Here is a 15,784-nt window from a genome sequence, read left to right on the forward strand (position 1 = left end):
ATAAGAAACCTTGTGCAGAAACAGTTTGGCACTTTAATACTGTCGTTATGGGAATACAAAATTATTACGCCGCAGCAACTCATATATCGAATAATTTAAATGAGTTAAACTTCCATCTTCGAAGGACATTATATAATCGACTAAAAGATGTAAGAAAAGAAGCAAAGTTTGAAGATATGACTGTAACCTTACAGAAAAGGTACAAAGGTTATGAACCCCAGTTTTACAAGATACAAGAGATGGTATTTGTCCCAATTTATGCCCAACGGCATAAAACAAACTTGTGTTACTCCCAAGTAACCTGTAACTATACAGTTGAAGGTAGAGAGAAAATTCACAGGAATCTTAAAGGGATACCCAATATTGTTCTAACCTATGTCATGACAAACTTTATACCAAATCGATCGATTGAATACAACGATAATCGCATTAGTAAGTTCATTGCTCAGTATGGAAAATGTGCTGTAACGGGAAGGGAACTTGGAATGTCTGACTGGCACTGTCATCACAAAGTACCATATCATCTCTCAAGAGATGACAGATTTTCCAACCTTATAGTATTGCATGAATCCGTCCATCGACTTGTACATCTTAAAGACCACATGAAGATTGAAAAAACACTAAAAGAATTAAAGGTAGACACTAATCAAAAAAGGAAAATAAATGAACTCCGAAAACAATGCAAGTTACAATCGATTTAAAATTTGAATAGCTTCACCTATACATAGAAAACGAGGATTTGGATTAGTTGGAACGCCGTATGAAATGAAAGTTTCACGTGCGGTGTGAACAGGGGGAAAAAGGGGAGATAACTTCAAACTTTTACCTATCTGTATGAGGAGGGGTAGTATAAAATGAGAAAAAAAAAGAAATGGATTTTAATCTTCATCGGTTTAATTGTTATTGCAAGCATTTTTATTTATCTTGAAAATCCCCAAGGTAATAATCAATTAACAAATAGTTCTCATACATTTGGTGATTTTTATGTGATGGAAAAAGAGCATCATATTGAACCAGGTGAATATATGGAAATGTGGGTAGTTGGTTATAATGGAGCCGAAAAAGAAGAAAACAGAGAATATTATAAAGTCTATTTTAAAGATTCAAACGTCTATAACCTTATTGAAAAAGATAAAAGCTATATGTTTTCCTTTTCCTCAGTAAATGAGAGATACTATTTGGATTTAATCTTTTCTCCAAATGGAACACAATTAAGAGGAGAAGGAAGATAATTAAATTTACGGTAATAGATAGCTACTTCAACAATCGGGAGCATAAATTTAATAACTCTCCGCTGAAGACACATTAGTTCTCCTGTATTTTCAATGGATGATTTAGTAAGATTGATTAATGGACTAATTAGAGGAGGAAATTATGGATAAATTGCAATTATGGAATAAGGTATTAGAAATTATAAGAAAAGAAATAAGTGAAAAAGCCTTTACCACTTGGTTTAAAAACACTGGAATAAAGTCTTTAACTGATGATGAAATTGTAATTTACGCAACTAATGATTTTGCTGCTGATTGGGTAAGGAAAAATTATTCTCAATTGATTGGAAGAAGTTCGTCAGCAATTCTAAATAAAGAAATGAAAATTTCTATTACTTCTAAATCTAGTGAGGAAGCAGAAAGCACTATTAATTAACTACAATGATTTCAGCTTAAACAGTCTTCCTGATAGGAGGCTGTTTATTTCTTAAACATTAATCTTATTCAAGAAAAGGGAGCATAACTGAAGATCAGCTAATTGTTCACAGGTTATTGCCTTCTTCAATTAGCAAGAGTATTAGTTGAACATCCAGGGTAACATCCGTCTTGATAAAGAGAAAAATGAAACCTGACAGGAAATAATCCGTCTAATCTTATAAATGTATTTTTCAGGAGGGTCTTACTATCAAAAGAATAACAGTCGGCTTAGCTATAACTTCTTTATGTTTTGGTTTAATCGCTTGCTCACCTCAAGTTGAAGAGAGTGCTGAACCTGAAGAAATCTTTAAAAATGTTGAAGAAAACGATAAATACCAATCTGTAGTAAAGGTTGCTTGGGAATTCGTTAAGGAAAAAGGATGGGATGAATTAGCTAAAGAAGATTGGAGAAATGCTTCAGTAGAGATTACAGACACTAGTTTTGGACATATGCTGGACGGTGAACCTCACAGAGATGAGGTGTTAATGGTTTCTTTTGAATCTAAAGAAAACCTTATCAATGGGGTACCTCAGATTTTTGTTGACCTTCAGGAAAAGGAAGTTATAGGATATGTCCCAACAGAGTAAGGCTTCTTCAATTAATGGGAGCGATTGCAGCAAAGTGGTCATCTTACTTATGAATAGGAGAGAAGAGTTAAAAAGGGGTTATTAAGGGGAGGGGGGCAAAATGGTTAATTTAATTATTATACTTCCCGCACAATTGAAATTTAAAAAGGGGCGAGTGTAATAGATAAGCAAAGGGAAGCTTCACCGAAATTTTTAATACTGATGTCTGTAACTATTGGTTTACTCGTGATTATTCAAAGTGTTGTAGTTATTTACACCCCTCATACATTTGTGAGAGTTTTAAACTTAATTGTTATTATTTTTCTATCTTCAATAGTAGGAGCTTTCATTAGAGAAGTCTTTGTTTTAAAGAAGAAATAAAACCAATGGGACAATGGGGTATAGACAGATATTTATTGTTACAGAGTCTTATGTTAAAGGGAGCAAGAGTGAAACAAGGAGTAGTCGTTGGCAGCTTTTATTTTGCAAAAGGGTGAGAATTGTATAACAAGACATCAGTAAAAAAATTTGGGGGAGAAATTAATGATAGCTCTTGGATACATAGTACCAACTATAATAGCACTTTTTGTTATTGGACCTTTCGCACCATTAGTAGGAATGATAGTTGGTTTTTTTATTCACATCATTATATTACTTTTAAGGATTTCAAAGAAATTAGATGAAATTTGGAATAGGGGAGATGGTAATGCAAATAAACATTTGTGAAAGAAACACATCACTTAAATTAACTGAGAGCGATTATTGAGTAAAAAATAGGGAGGGTAATAAATAATGGAATATTTCCTCTTGTATATAACCCCAATAATAGCAATAATTTTCTTTGTGAACTGTGTTTCACTAGCAAAAAAATACATAATGGTGATGGAAATACTGCTAACAATACAGGCTGGGGTGCAATTAATGGTTATCTTATTTTTAGCTTGATTACGGCAGGGTTACTCAATTAAAGGGCGCTATCCTGAAACAAGGATAAGCGCTCATTTTCGTTTATAAGTAGATATTATGGAGTAAGAAGGAATTTAATTGGTTCACCTGGAAATTGTAAGCTATAGGACAAAGAATAATATATTGGAGTTTTAGGGAGGGGATTCAATGGAAATCGCGATTGTAGCGTTTGATGATTTTACTGACATTGATGTATTTTTACCTTGGGATCTCTTTAATCGTGTAAAACATCCTGGATGGAAAGTTAAAATTTATGGAACAAAAGAGTGTCATTTCTCCGTTACAGGTTTGACAGTTCCGATTCATTCAGAAATTGACGATTTAAATAATGTAGATGCAGTTTTATTTGCAAGTGGACCAGGGACAAGGAAACTATATAATGATGAAGAATATCTGAAAAGGCTGAATCTAAACCCTTCTGCACAATTAGTAGGTTCTATGTGTTCAGGAGCCCTTATTCTAGGAGCTCTTGGTTTATTAAATGGGAAGACTGCAACTACTTATCCAACAGCTAAAAAGGAATTAGAACAATTTAATGTTAACGTTGTTGAGGAACCATTTGTTGTAGAAGGTAATATCGCAACTGCTGCTGGCTGCTTAGCTGCACAAGATTTAGTTGGATGGTTTATTGAAAAGTTGATAAGTAAGAATGTAAGAGATGCAGTATTAAATTCAATCCAGCCTGTGGGAGAGGGTTTATCTTTGACAAATAAATAATTATTTAAGCATATTTAAGAAAGTTATTCCAGAAACGGCCGCTATCCTGGAACAAGGATAAGCGCTCATTTCCCATTTTTGGGCCAGATTGTAGAGTAACACTTTTATTGCATATTAGACTAAATACTATGCAACAAATAGCAACCTTATTAAGTGAAAACATTTTATGAGTATATAGCCAATTTAAGGGTAAGAATTTGTTTGGATATTTATGTTAAAATTTCTATAGATTTAAGAATGAGAGTATTAAAGCAACACAGTTTTTGATAAAAAAGGACAAAAATAAAATCTGTATCCTTGATATAGTTATAACAAGGAGGTGTTCTTACAGAATATCGCTGGAGAATCTAGAAAATGGTGGTGAATAATGAATTACCTAGTTAGTGTTCAAGCAGCAATAGATTTTATAGAGGAAAATATCGAAGAGAAAATAGAGTTAGAAGAAGTTGCAAAAAAAGCTTCCATGTCACTCCCGCATTTATACCGAATGTTTTACTCTCTTACTGGGTATCCAGTAAAAGACTACATGCGTAAAAGAAAAATCAGCATCGCTTCAGACCACCTAAAATACTCAAAGCGATCAATCTTGGACATTGCACTTATAGTTGGTTTTGAATCACAGGCTTCTTTTACAAAGTCATTTAAGAAAATAGTTGGAATTACTCCGAAAGTATATAGAGAATCTGATATGTTCTTTAGTTTCGATCGGATTGATTTATACGAAAAAATAAATTACTTAGAGGGACGGGATCTGTTCGATAGATATCCAGATATTAAAGTAATTCAACTGAAAGAAATGACTGTATTTAGTTGTATACATACATCAAACCTTTTAGATGGAATTGAAAAGGATGCACTTATGGTGGTTCAAAAGCTAGTTCAAAATTCTGATTTAGACCAGAAAAAAATAAGGCTTTTTGGACGAAATATAGAATACGATGAAGTTTTGGATGTGAAATCAAAACTGTATGCATATGAGATAATAATTTCTTTTGAAGATCCTATCGTTAACCCAATAGCCGGAATGCAAATTAAAACTATTCAAGGTGGATTGTATGCAGTCGGTGTCACATCAGCAACTAGCGATTACAGTATTCTATCATTATGGAATCAAATGTATTCAGAGTGGTTGCCTAAAAGTTCGTTTACAGAAGGTTCTCATACTTATCTGGAAGAGTACATTACCTTTAATGAGAAACTTGTTCGAATGAAACTATATTTGCCAATTAAGCGCCAATTAATACCTGAAATGATTAAAGTAGAGAAAAAGGAATCTGTTTGTGTGGCATATAGTAGGGTCTACGGTTATGGTAGCCAAGAGAAAGCTGATGAAACTTTAGCGGAATGGTTAAAATCAAACCCTTCAATAGACTCTTCTAGTTGCTTGCTTTACTTCTCATACAACTATGATGCTGAAAATGTCTTGGAACATTGGTGTGAATATGGTATTACCAATTATTTTAGACATGAAGATATTAACACTCAAAAAATTAATCAAAAGATATTGGGTGGCGGGCTATTCGCTGTTCTGGAAACAAAGGCATACGGAACACTTACTGGTATTTTAGAAATCATTCACCGCTGGATCGTTAGTGGAGAAAAATACATTCTAGATGATTCTAGACAGTGGTTTGCTCAATATCAATCCTCTTATGTAAGTTCGTCTGACAATAACGTGTGTGTGCGAATGTATATACCTATTATAGAAAGGAGCAAAATGAATGGGTGACAGAGCTGTAAGAAACATTTTTCCTTTAGAAGATTATCATCCTCAACGAACTCCACAATCATTGCAAGTTCTATTAGGCCAACGAGAGAAGCATCAAAAAAGCAGAAAATTTGAAGTTAATACAGTTACTATTGAACAGTTTAACATGCTAGCTTTAAAAGTTAACGGTCGCATGGAAAACTTTGAGGCCGGACAGGAAATCAGAAAAGGATGGAAAAAACTAAAGAATATCATATCTTCTGATCGTTCAATAACAATGGAAGAAAATGAGGGTATTGTCTTTTATAATCAAGGGAATATGGTGCAATCTGATGGAACAGTTGAGCTATGGATAGGAGTTAGAGTGAGTGAAATTGCTCATACACCTGAGGGGTGCAAATGCTTTACTATACCAAAAAGAAAGTATGCTAAAATCGATTGCTGTTGTTTCAGCAGGGCAGAAATGGATCGTAGGTATAACTATCTGAGTGAATGGATTAAAGAAGAAGGATACCATATTGATAATGGTACTGACGCTTTTTCCCTTGAACCAAATCGACTTGACTCATTTAATCCTTTTGAAGTACCAGCTCATGAGATTCAGGCATTTGATTTTGATATTTTATATCCAATTAAATAAAGGAGAGATGAATTTTGAGTAAATCATTCATTGAACAAGTACATTATATTAGAATCCCTGTTAGAGATTTAGAGCAGTCTGCACGATGGTACAAGGATGTGTTAGGACTTCAATTATTAACTATTACTGAGGATCCATTTGCGATTTTTAAAATTAATGAAGGCCCTTTTTTGATTACTTTAGTTCCTGCTGAAGATGATACATTTGCACATTTTACAATTGATAATAAACCAGCCTTTAGCATTGGCTTTACCAGTCCAGAGTTATCTGAATTTCATCAACACCTAATTGATAATGGTGTTAAGGTGGAAGAAATAAAAGAAGATAATGGTCATGCTTATTTCAACTTTTATGATCCAAATGGTAATAAGCTTCAATCACATTGGTAAAGTGATGATAACAAATAGATTCATACATTAGTATTTATGTTCTAATGTATTTCCAATGAGGAACGGATTCCTTTCTTAAGTGAAGAAATTTATTTTTATGTTGAAACAACTCAGCCTTCTATTTTCTCACCGATAGATATTAATACTTTTAACGAATTTTAATGTTTTTATTACATGTGGCGCAATCCAGTAAAAAGGAATGTGTCCACACTTCGATTATTTCCCAAACCAAAAGAATTGCGTTTCATGGGAAAAAAGCACGGAGTCCTGGGATACTTAAACAAAAGGGCACAGACCCATTCCGTTTGCATTACCGGCCTCCACCCCTTGGATGGGCATGACCAAGGAATGAGAGGGCATTGATCCGATGAGGCATGGCAGGGAAAACCTCGGCGTGGAGAATGCGTGCAGTATATGGTAATAAGTGGGGGTTAGATTTTCTCCTTTATTCCCGCATACCTTCATGTAGCTTTTTCTCATACTCAATCCATATAGTCGTCATTGTTCTAATCATTCGCCAAGTTTTCGTGGTCAGTGGCAGTAGGAGGTTGTTCCATCCAACCTTTTTCTATTAAAAGATTCATGCCATCTTCAGCGATTAAAGCCATTTCCATATTCATTCGAGCGTAATCAGCCGACAAGTCTCTTTTTTGACACATTGATAGAGCCTCCCCATAATAACCAAGTGCAGCAGATAGTAGTGTTGCTATATGGAAAAGCATAAGCTTATCAGAAAAGGGAGGTACGGTTGAATCGGTTACTTCTGATTCAAATATCCTTGGTTTATGGAGATTCTCCTCTTCTAACATTAAACCCAGTATATGAAAGTGTCTTTTACAAAGTTTTCTAGCACGTTCGAAATACTCTCGTACTTCTTTAGATTGGCATACTTGACTGAATCCTAACTCTAAAACCATTTTCACCATATTTTTTTGCATATTAAGGTGTGCACCACTGATTTCGATTGCATTTATCGGTCTTCGCTTTCCGAACCAGCCAGTTAAATAGTTCTGTTTCCTAATAAAATCAATCTTTTGTTTGTTATTTAATGTAGGCGGCTTACTAAGAATTCCCTTTGATAAAGCCACGGTAGTGACCCTATCATATAATTCCAATGTTTGAGAAGTACATTCAATAAGATATTTTCTGACATCTTCTCGAATACAAACGCTTGTTGCACCAGCATATCTCGTCAAGCCATGTATGGCCATAATTTGCAAATAAATCACCTTAAATGTATCCGTAAATAAACTAGGGGCGTTTACAGTTACATCATCATCTGTGAATCCTATCGGAATGGGATAGTTTTCTTGGATTAAAAATTGTTTCGTTCTTTCTATATGGGTCTCTGATAATTCTAAGGAAAATTGTAGTAAACCACGAGTATTTTCATCCTTAACATCATTTAAGAAATAGCGAAGAACACAACGTGACATACTATCATTTACATATTGCGACCAGATGATACCATATTCTGAGGCATTAATTCTTTCTTGGTGATTAACCTGTTCCATTTTTCAAGCCTCCTAACTTTTACAGAAATAGGTTAACCATTAACAATAAATTATATTTGTTAAAAATTTTAGATGATAAAATTTTTAACTTCCACATATGAATCACAACCAAACTATATCAGGTATCAATGGAACCTAAAAAAGATGATCCCTGTATAATGCAGAGATCATCTTCTTCAAGCTGACTAATACCTATTTTTAAACAAAGAGTACACTCTACAACTAGGTTCCTGCTTCTTATCCGATATAGACAAGAAGAGTCGATCGCTTCTCAAGTTAAGGATTAGTTGAAAATAAACCTGCAGTCTTTACAAGGACTCTTGGATGAAGCTTTAACCCGGCTACAAGCAGCTCAGCTAAATCTTCTGGTTGCATAACATTTTCAGGATTTCCACTGATAAGATTGGTTTCAATTGCCAAATCAGTTGCAACGGTACTTGGTGTTAAAGCCGTTACACGGATATTATGCTTTCTTACCTCTAGCATGAGTGATTCCGTTAGTCCTAAAACAGCAAATTTAGAAGCGCTGTAAGCACTTGTTACAGGTGCTCCTTTTTGGCCCGCAGTTGAGGAGATATTCACAATATCTCCTGATTTTCTTTCAATCATATCAGGTAAAACGGCTCTTGTTACATTATATACACCCATCAAGTTTACTCGGATGATGTTTTCCCATTCTTCAGGAGTTAAATCAAGAAAACCGCCAAATTTAGCTATACCTGCATTGTTTATTAAAATATCAATAGCACCCAGATCTGATTTGATGTGTTCAACAGCATGATGGACTGCTTCAAGATCGGCTACATCTGCTGTTGCTGCTGAAACGTTCACATCATATTGCTCTAGTTCCGCGGTTACCTTTTCAAGATTAGACATCGTTAATCCAATCAATCCTAGATGAACGCCTTCTTTCGCTAACGCAATAGCAGTAGCACGCCCGATTCCTCTGCCTGCCCCAGTAATTAAAGCTGTTTTTCCTTTTAATGAAATCATGCTATCATCCCTTAAATAAGATTTTATAGAATAAATGTTAATAATAACAAATTGAAGTTTTAAAGACTAACCAAAAGACAGCAAAGTTAGAATGTCTGCTGTCTTTTGATTATTTCATTCTTAGAACTATGTTTTATTCAAGATTGGCATGTCTGCCATACATCTTATTGGTATCTAATCCCTTTTTCTCCATGAATCGCAAAATGACGGCATCATAAAAAAGTAAAAGGGTCTGCTCAAATAGTGAGCCCATTGGTTGGATGGTTTTATAATCGCCCTCTGATTGGTCTTTCGGTGATCCAGGCAACTTAATGGTAATATCTGCTAACTGTCCAATAGTGGAATCAGGGAATATCGTGACAGTTGCAATTTTACCACCAATGCTTTTTGCTTTTTCAGCTAAGGAGACTAAGCTTTTTGTTTCCCCGGATCCGGATCCGATGATTAAGATATCCTCTTTTTCAAAGTTGGGAGTTACCGTTTCACCGATTACATAAGAGTCAATACCCATATGCATCATCCGCATGGCGAAGGATTTGGCCATGAATCCTGATCTGCCTGCACCGGCGACAAAAACCTTTTTCGATTCAAGTATCCCGTTGACGAGTTTTTCAGCTTCTTCATCTGCGATTAAGTCAGCTGAATGATTAAGCTCTTTCAAGATTTCTGCTAAATACTGAGTCGTCTGCATCTTAGGATTAACCTGCTGTAACCGTGTTTTCTTTTATCATTTGTTGCATTTTGGCAGCAGCAGCTTTTTTATCATCTTGTCCAGTAATCCCTCCGCCTACAATGACAAGGTCTGGATTTACTTTAATGACTTCTGCAAGTGTTTCTAATTTAATGCCGCCTGCGATGGCCGTTTTAGCGTTTTTAACCACATTTTTGATGGTTTGTAGGTCTTCAAAAGAATTTTTTCCGACTGCTTGAAGATCGTAGCCCGTGTGAACACAAATATAATCAACGCCCAAAGCATCCACTTCTTTAGCACGTCCCGCAAGGTCTTTTACCGCAATCATATCTACAAGGATTTTTTTACCTTGTTTTTTCGCTTCTTCTACAGCACCTTTAATTGACATATCTTCAGCTGTTCCAAGAATAGTGATGATATCAGCGCCTGCTTCGGAAGCTTTCATTACTTCATATCCTGCAGCATCCATAATTTTCAAGTCTGCTAAAACTTTTAAGTTAGGGAATGCTTCTTTAACTGCCTTTACAGCATGAAGACCTTCGTTGATCACAACCGGTGTCCCGATTTCTACGATATCAATATGCTCCTCTACTTCTTTTACCAATTCAATTGCTTCTGGAATGTTGACTAAATCTAATGCTAATTGTAATTCCATTTATGTTTCACTCCTCATAATTTTTAATTTGTGGCACAGTAGTAATGATGCCCATTATTCACTTTCATTTCTCCCGGGAACAATAACCAATGCTCATGTTAACAATGGTACAATGTTAGTATAATGTGTATATTGAAATAGTGGAAGTACGCACTTTATTTTTACATAGTGTTAAAAAGTATACTATGCGTTATTCTATACAGAAGTAGAGGTGAAACAAATGTCACGTATGCAGGACAAAATGTTTAACTGTGAAAAAGAATTAACGCTGTATGTTATTGGCGGTAAATGGAAAATGGTGATTTTGTGGCAATTAGGAAAAGAGGGTACGAAACGATTTGGTGAGCTGGAGGTTCTTATGGAGAGCATTAAGCGAACTAGAAGACTTCATTGTTTAACGAAAAGTCTATCCTGTTGTTCGGTCAAAAGTGGAATATTATTTGCAATGATCCAGTGAATAAAGGAAATAAAGGAGTACAATCTGGAAAAAGGTAAATAATATTCCTGTGTTGTAGAGGATTTAAGTTGAACTGTTTTATAGTAGGGAATCAATAAAAATACATATTTTCAGGTGAGATAATGAAAAGAATTGTTGAGTATGGTTTTTTAACTTTGGGGGCGTCAATCGTTGCTATGGGATTAGAAACGATATTAGCACCAAACGGGCTAGTAGATGGGGGTGTAACAGCGTTATCGATAATGGCCAATGCTTTATGGGGAATCCCAATTTATGTAGTATTTTTGGGTTTAAATATTCCAATCTTAATTTTCACAGCTAAAGAAGTGGGTAAATCCTTTGTCATTAGAACTCTATATGCTAATATCATTACTACCGTTGGTTTAGTATTTTTTAAATCGATTCCTCCTATTACTCAATCTGAAGTATTAATTGTTTTATACGGTGGGGTAATCTTAGGTGTTGGGATAGGAATCGTTGTAAAGTTTGGCGGTGCAATAGATGGCACTGAAATGCTGGCCATATGGTTTAACCAACACTATCGATTTCCGATTTCCTCATTTTTGTTAGTTGTGAATGCTTTCATATTTACGATTGCAGCGCTTGTCTATTCATTGGAACAGGCCATGCTTTCTCTGGCGGTTTTTTATATAGTGACGAAAATGATTAATTATGTTTTAGACGGATTAAATCATGGGAAATCTGTCATGATCATTTCAGAAAAACCGGATGAAGTTGGAGAAAGCATTATCAATCATTTAAATATCAGCATCACTTTTTTATATGGAGAAGGCGGGTTTTTAGGGGAAAGAAAGAAGATTATTTATTGTATTACGAACAGGTTTATTTTTTCCAAATTAAAAAGTGTCGTTTTAGCAGCAGATCCATCAGCTATTATGGAGGCATCCTATGTTTGTGAAACATCTGGTATAGATAGGTCACTTATATTACCGAAAGCCAACCTTTCTAACAATAAATCGTAATATTGGCTTACCTGTTATAAACTTCTAGAAGGTTTGATAAGTTTCTGTCTAAAAGACAAGGTTAGAAAGTCTGCATTAAGAAAAAATATAACAATTACACTTGAACCCTGAGACACTCCCTTATTTTTATGAGTTGATCAAACTCTTATTTAAATCATTACTCCAAGGCAATTTAGAGAAATCTTCGTACATTAACGAGGATTTTTCTGTTTTATATCCCCTAATGGAAAATCACATAACGCTCAACGGTGTATAAAAGTATACTAAATAATTTTTTGTTTACTATATGACATAAAAGTGCGTACTTTTAATAATTTGTTGTAGGTATTATACTAACAGCCATAAGCAACGAATTCTTCTTTATGCGGCGATTGTTAAGATGGAACGACATATATACCATTAGAATTTTTAAAAGCGGGAATGAAGAATTCACTTTTGTATTTTGTAAATAAAATCGAATTTAAGATAAATCTATTTTTTTATTTGAACTGTAATAATATAAAATACAGTTTTTAAGTGGAAGTTACAGATCCTAATTCAAGATTGATCGTCAACTAATGAAAACAGAAGCATGAAGCGGTTTTGTTAAGGCCAATAGCAAAGCATCGAAAAGTTTGCGAAAGATGCTTAACGATTACTATAAATAATCAATGCCCCCAATGCGGCCATGACCATTTCCGGGAGTTCACTTTCATTGTGCAAGATGGGAGAAAAATCAGGTGTGTACCTATCCTTTCTATTGGAATATGTTTTGAAAAATGGAGGAATAAAAAGTGGATTCAATGACATTTGTTTTGTTTGGAGCAACGGGCGATTTAGCCAAAAGAAAAATTTATCCAGCCCTTTATAATTTGTTTTTAGATCAAAAGATGCCCCAATCATTTTCGATTATTGGTTTGGGCAGAAGAGACCTAACGGATGATACATTTCAAACAAATGTAGAACATTCATTAAGAACATTCTCTAGACGCTTTCTCGAAGATAAAGCTAAATTAAATGAATTTATCAACGCGTTTCGTTACAGCCAATTAGATGTAACGGATGTGGAAGGGTATCAAGAACTGCTTAATTTGGTTCAAAGGCGTGAACAGGAGTTAAACATTCCTGAAAATCGATTATTCTATCTGTCTGTTGCACCCGAGTTTTTCGATGTAATCGCCTCTAACATTAATGAAAGCAATTTGAAAACGGCTAATGGATGGAATCGCCTTATTATTGAAAAGCCTTTTGGTCATGATATAGTTTCCGCCCAAGATTTAAATCATAGGCTGGGCAAATCTTTTAGCGAAGAGCAAATATACAGGATAGACCATTATCTTGGCAAAACAATGGTTCAAAACCTCGAAGCATTGACAGTCGCCAATCCTGTGATTCAATCCTTATGGAATAATCAGCACATAGCCAATGTACAAATAACTGCTAGTGAAACGGTTGGAGTAGAAGACAGAGCGGGCTATTATGATCAAGCAGGAGCCATCCGCGATATGTTCCAGAATCATATGCTGCAAATGTTGATGATGACGGCAATGCATTTGCCAAAAACGACAAGCGCAGCAGATATCCGGAATGAAAAGAGAAAAGTGATGGAATCATTACGGCGTTTTGAGAAAGAGGAAGCCGGTTCTCAAGTTGTCCGCGGCCAGTATATTGCTGGAGAAATGAATCATAATCCAGTGGTTGGATACAGGGAGGAACCAGGAGTTGAATCTTCTTCTGTCAATGATACTTTTGTTGCAGCCCGCCTGTGGATTGATAATGATTTTTGGCGAGGAGTTCCTTTCTATATTCGTACCGGAAAGAGAATGAAGGAAAAGTCAACACGTATCGTCATTGAGTTTAAAAATCCAGTTAAGGAATTGAATGGATCCGATCAACAAACGGTACCAAATCTATTAATTGTCGATATCAATCCCAATGAAGGGATATCGTTGCAATTGAATAGTAAGAATCCGCTAAAAAACGGAGATATTGAGCCTATTTCAATTGATTTTTCAACCAGAGCAAAAGACATACCCGAAGCTTATGAACTCTTAATCTTTGATGCCTTACGCGGTGACTCGACATTCTTTGCCCACTGGGATGAAGTGGAATTATCGTGGAAATGGGTGCAGCCAGTTTTAGAAGCGTTTGAGGAAAACACAGTTCCCTTATATTTGTATCGTTCAGGTTCGATGGGACCGGATGCTTCGGATGAACTTTTAAAAGAGGACGGGTTTTATTGGTGGGAATACCAAGGGTCTAAGTATGGGATTAATTCAAAAATCAATCAGTAAAAACATTAAAAATAGGATAACAACACGAATAGTACGGGAGGACAAGAGGATGAAAGTTGGATTAATCGGGTTAGGGAAAATGGGGTTAAACTTAGGGAAAAATCTAATTGACCACAACTACGAAGTAGCCGCCTTCGATTTAAATGATAATGCTGTAGAAGAAATCAGTAAGTACGGTGCTTTAGAAACATCGGGCTATAAGGATCTTATTAAAACCCTGGAATCCCCCAGGATTATCTGGATCATGGTTCCGCACGCTGTTGTCGATTCAGTAATAAATGAGATCACTCCAAACTTGAGTAAAGGAGATATTGTAATCGAGGCTGGTAATTCACATTATAAGGACTCCATTCGCCGCTATGAGCAGCTAGAGGAATCAGGTATACATTTTATGGATGTGGGTACCTCCGGAGGGATGGAAGGTGCGCGTAATGGAGCTTGTTACATGGTCGGCGGGGATGCTGAAGTTTGGAGTGTGGTTGAACCTATATTTCGAGACACAGCGGTAGAAAATGGATATTTATACGCTGGTCCAGCAGGCAGCGGCCATTTCTTAAAAATGGTCCACAACGGAATCGAGTATGGGATGATGGCTGCGATTGGCGAAGGATTTGAAGTGCTAGAGAAAAGCGGGTTTGATTTTGACTATGAAAAAGTGGCAAGAGTTTGGAATAACGGCTCAGTCATTCGTTCATGGCTCATGGATTTAACAGAACGTGCATTTTCTAAAGATGCCAACTTAGAACAAATTAAAGGAACCATGCATTCTTCAGGAGAAGGAAAGTGGACAGTGGAAACGGCTTTGGATTTGCAGGCAGCCATCCCTGTGATTACCATGTCTCTTTTGATGCGCTATCGCTCCTTGGATCATGACACCTTTACCGGGAAAGTGGTAGCTGCTCTTCGGAACGAGTTTGGCGGACATGAAGTCGAAAAAAGCAATTAGGCTGATATTGAGTGATTTTTACAAAGCAAACAACCAAAAATATTAAAACAATCCGTATAGTAAAAAAGGGAGTGAAATCATGAATGTAAAGGATGCAAAAATCATTAGTACCCAAAATGGTTTAGAGACCTATTTAGATGTTGTAAAAAGTATTGATGTAAAAGATCTTCATTATCCTACAGAGACAGAACTTTTTTATGAAATCACAGTTGGGATAGAGTATTTTTTATTAAAGGAAGAAAGATATTATGACAGTAGAAAAAATTATTTTCGTATCCGCATGGATACCGATTTCGGTTCCTTAACGCTCGCAGAAACAAAAACGGAAAGTTTATTTGCTGTCAAAAATGAAGGAGAGAAAGACGCAACAAAGGAACTGATTGGAGATTGGCTCATAAAGACCCAGGCTTTCAAACAAGTTATCAATGAACTGATTGTTCAAAAGAAAACGGAAGACGTTCAGACAGAGGGGGATATTCAATCAGTATTAGGAACCATAAGGTTCTTGGAGAAATTACTTGAAATCGAAGCAGAAGATATATTAAGGGCCACTGTTGAGAGGGAACCTGAGTATGTTCATTAGATACAATTATGATG

16 protein-coding genes and 1 pseudogene are annotated in these 15,784 nt (G+C 35.7%); 13 read left to right on the plus strand and 4 right to left on the minus strand.

Features of this window, described 5'->3' with window-relative positions; all coding sequences use genetic code 11:
* The 8 genes from ACFVAD_RS19140 to ACFVAD_RS19175 form a co-directional block, all read left to right on the plus strand.
* Window positions 1–701 (plus strand): HNH endonuclease signature motif containing protein (locus ACFVAD_RS19140; RefSeq protein WP_386643797.1); only part of this gene is annotated, 701 nt, incomplete at its 5' end.
* Window positions 702–854: 153 nt separating this feature from the next.
* Window positions 855–1,232, plus strand: a complete 378-nt coding sequence (locus tag ACFVAD_RS19145; RefSeq protein ID WP_386643800.1) for a hypothetical protein — start codon at window positions 855–857, stop codon at window positions 1,230–1,232.
* Window positions 1,233–1,374: 142 nt separating this feature from the next.
* Window positions 1,375–1,647, plus strand: coding sequence for a DnaA N-terminal domain-containing protein (locus ACFVAD_RS19150; protein ID WP_386643803.1), 273 nt, complete (start codon window positions 1,375–1,377; stop codon window positions 1,645–1,647).
* 1,151 nt (window positions 1,648–2,798) lie between these two features.
* A complete protein-coding gene (locus ACFVAD_RS19155; RefSeq protein ID WP_386643806.1) occupies window positions 2,799–2,981 on the plus strand; it encodes a hypothetical protein in 183 nt (60 codons plus the stop codon).
* Between the two features lie 387 nt (window positions 2,982–3,368).
* A complete protein-coding gene (locus tag ACFVAD_RS19160) occupies window positions 3,369–3,938 on the plus strand; it encodes a DJ-1/PfpI family protein (RefSeq protein WP_386643809.1) in 570 nt (189 codons plus the stop codon).
* Window positions 3,939–4,305: 367 nt separating this feature from the next.
* Window positions 4,306–5,667: a helix-turn-helix domain-containing protein gene (locus tag ACFVAD_RS19165; protein ID WP_386643811.1), complete on the plus strand. Its 1,362-nt coding sequence runs from the start codon at window positions 4,306–4,308 to the stop codon at window positions 5,665–5,667.
* Window positions 5,660–6,286 (plus strand): GyrI-like domain-containing protein, encoded by a 627-nt coding sequence (locus ACFVAD_RS19170; protein WP_386643814.1) that lies wholly within the window; start codon window positions 5,660–5,662, stop codon window positions 6,284–6,286. The genes ACFVAD_RS19165 and ACFVAD_RS19170 overlap by 8 nt, the downstream gene beginning before the upstream one ends.
* Window positions 6,287–6,300: 14 nt before the next feature.
* Window positions 6,301–6,675 (plus strand): VOC family protein, encoded by a 375-nt coding sequence (locus ACFVAD_RS19175; protein WP_386643817.1) that lies wholly within the window; start codon window positions 6,301–6,303, stop codon window positions 6,673–6,675.
* 506 nt (window positions 6,676–7,181) lie between these two features.
* Here the strand turns inward: ACFVAD_RS19175 and ACFVAD_RS19180 are convergent.
* The 4 genes from ACFVAD_RS19180 to hxlA all read right to left on the minus strand — a co-directional run bounded on the left by ACFVAD_RS19180 (window position 7,182) and on the right by hxlA (window position 10,528).
* Window positions 7,182–8,189, minus strand: a complete 1,008-nt coding sequence (locus ACFVAD_RS19180) for a DUF3231 family protein (protein ID WP_386643819.1) — start codon at window positions 8,187–8,189, stop codon at window positions 7,182–7,184.
* 276 nt (window positions 8,190–8,465) lie between these two features.
* Window positions 8,466–9,182 carry a 3-ketoacyl-ACP reductase gene (locus ACFVAD_RS19185; RefSeq protein WP_386643822.1) on the minus strand — a complete coding sequence of 239 codons (717 nt, stop codon included), beginning with the start codon at window positions 9,180–9,182 and terminating at the stop codon, window positions 8,466–8,468.
* Between the two features lie 133 nt (window positions 9,183–9,315).
* On the minus strand, window positions 9,316–9,873 hold the full coding sequence (hxlB, locus tag ACFVAD_RS19190) for a 6-phospho-3-hexuloisomerase (RefSeq protein ID WP_386643825.1): 558 nt from the start codon (window positions 9,871–9,873) through the stop codon (window positions 9,316–9,318).
* A 7-nt stretch (window positions 9,874–9,880) separates the two neighbouring features.
* Complete coding sequence (gene hxlA / locus ACFVAD_RS19195; RefSeq protein ID WP_386643828.1) at window positions 9,881–10,528, minus strand: 3-hexulose-6-phosphate synthase; 648 nt, start codon at window positions 10,526–10,528, stop codon at window positions 9,881–9,883.
* Between the two features lie 220 nt (window positions 10,529–10,748).
* Here hxlA and hxlR point away from each other — a divergent pair.
* The 5 genes and pseudogenes from hxlR to ACFVAD_RS19220 form a co-directional block, all read left to right on the plus strand.
* Window positions 10,749–10,877: pseudogene (hxlR, locus tag ACFVAD_RS19200) on the plus strand (transcriptional activator HxlR); the annotation flags it as partial.
* Window positions 10,878–11,107: 230 nt separating this feature from the next.
* Window positions 11,108–11,968 carry a YitT family protein gene (locus tag ACFVAD_RS19205; protein WP_386643831.1) on the plus strand — a complete coding sequence of 287 codons (861 nt, stop codon included), beginning with the start codon at window positions 11,108–11,110 and terminating at the stop codon, window positions 11,966–11,968.
* A 773-nt stretch (window positions 11,969–12,741) separates the two neighbouring features.
* Window positions 12,742–14,241 (plus strand): glucose-6-phosphate dehydrogenase, encoded by a 1,500-nt coding sequence (gene zwf, locus ACFVAD_RS19210; RefSeq protein WP_386643834.1) that lies wholly within the window; start codon window positions 12,742–12,744, stop codon window positions 14,239–14,241.
* Window positions 14,242–14,290: 49 nt separating this feature from the next.
* Window positions 14,291–15,187, plus strand: a complete 897-nt coding sequence (gene gnd, locus ACFVAD_RS19215; RefSeq protein ID WP_386643837.1) for a phosphogluconate dehydrogenase (NAD(+)-dependent, decarboxylating) — start codon at window positions 14,291–14,293, stop codon at window positions 15,185–15,187.
* A 79-nt stretch (window positions 15,188–15,266) separates the two neighbouring features.
* Window positions 15,267–15,770 carry a hypothetical protein gene (locus tag ACFVAD_RS19220; protein WP_386643840.1) on the plus strand — a complete coding sequence of 168 codons (504 nt, stop codon included), beginning with the start codon at window positions 15,267–15,269 and terminating at the stop codon, window positions 15,768–15,770.
* Window positions 15,771–15,784: the final 14 nt, after the last annotated feature.

Source organism: Sutcliffiella sp. NPDC057660 (genome assembly GCF_042800035.1).
GTDB lineage: Bacteria > Bacillota > Bacilli > Bacillales > Bacillaceae_I > Sutcliffiella_A.

Bases quoted from the DNA above. Each gene is read 5' to 3' on its own strand.
- ACFVAD_RS19145 (WP_386643800.1), top strand. From the start codon at position 855: ATGAGAAAAAAAAAGAAATGGATTTTAATCTTCATCGGTTTAATTGTT.
- ACFVAD_RS19150 (WP_386643803.1), top strand. From the start codon at position 1,375: ATGGATAAATTGCAATTATGGAATAAGGTATTAGAAATTATAAGAAAA.
- ACFVAD_RS19155 (WP_386643806.1), top strand. From the start codon at position 2,799: ATGATAGCTCTTGGATACATAGTACCAACTATAATAGCACTTTTTGTT.
- ACFVAD_RS19160 (WP_386643809.1), top strand. From the start codon at position 3,369: ATGGAAATCGCGATTGTAGCGTTTGATGATTTTACTGACATTGATGTA.
- ACFVAD_RS19165 (WP_386643811.1), top strand. From the start codon at position 4,306: ATGAATTACCTAGTTAGTGTTCAAGCAGCAATAGATTTTATAGAGGAA.
- ACFVAD_RS19170 (WP_386643814.1), top strand. From the start codon at position 5,660: ATGGGTGACAGAGCTGTAAGAAACATTTTTCCTTTAGAAGATTATCAT.
- ACFVAD_RS19180 (WP_386643819.1), bottom strand. From the start codon at position 8,189: ATGGAACAGGTTAATCACCAAGAAAGAATTAATGCCTCAGAATATGGT.
- ACFVAD_RS19185 (WP_386643822.1), bottom strand. From the start codon at position 9,182: ATGATTTCATTAAAAGGAAAAACAGCTTTAATTACTGGGGCAGGCAGA.
- hxlB (WP_386643825.1), bottom strand. From the start codon at position 9,873: ATGCAGACGACTCAGTATTTAGCAGAAATCTTGAAAGAGCTTAATCAT.
- hxlA (WP_386643828.1), bottom strand. From the start codon at position 10,528: ATGGAATTACAATTAGCATTAGATTTAGTCAACATTCCAGAAGCAATT.
- ACFVAD_RS19205 (WP_386643831.1), top strand. From the start codon at position 11,108: ATGAAAAGAATTGTTGAGTATGGTTTTTTAACTTTGGGGGCGTCAATC.
- gnd (WP_386643837.1), top strand. From the start codon at position 14,291: ATGAAAGTTGGATTAATCGGGTTAGGGAAAATGGGGTTAAACTTAGGG.
- ACFVAD_RS19220 (WP_386643840.1), top strand. From the start codon at position 15,267: ATGAATGTAAAGGATGCAAAAATCATTAGTACCCAAAATGGTTTAGAG.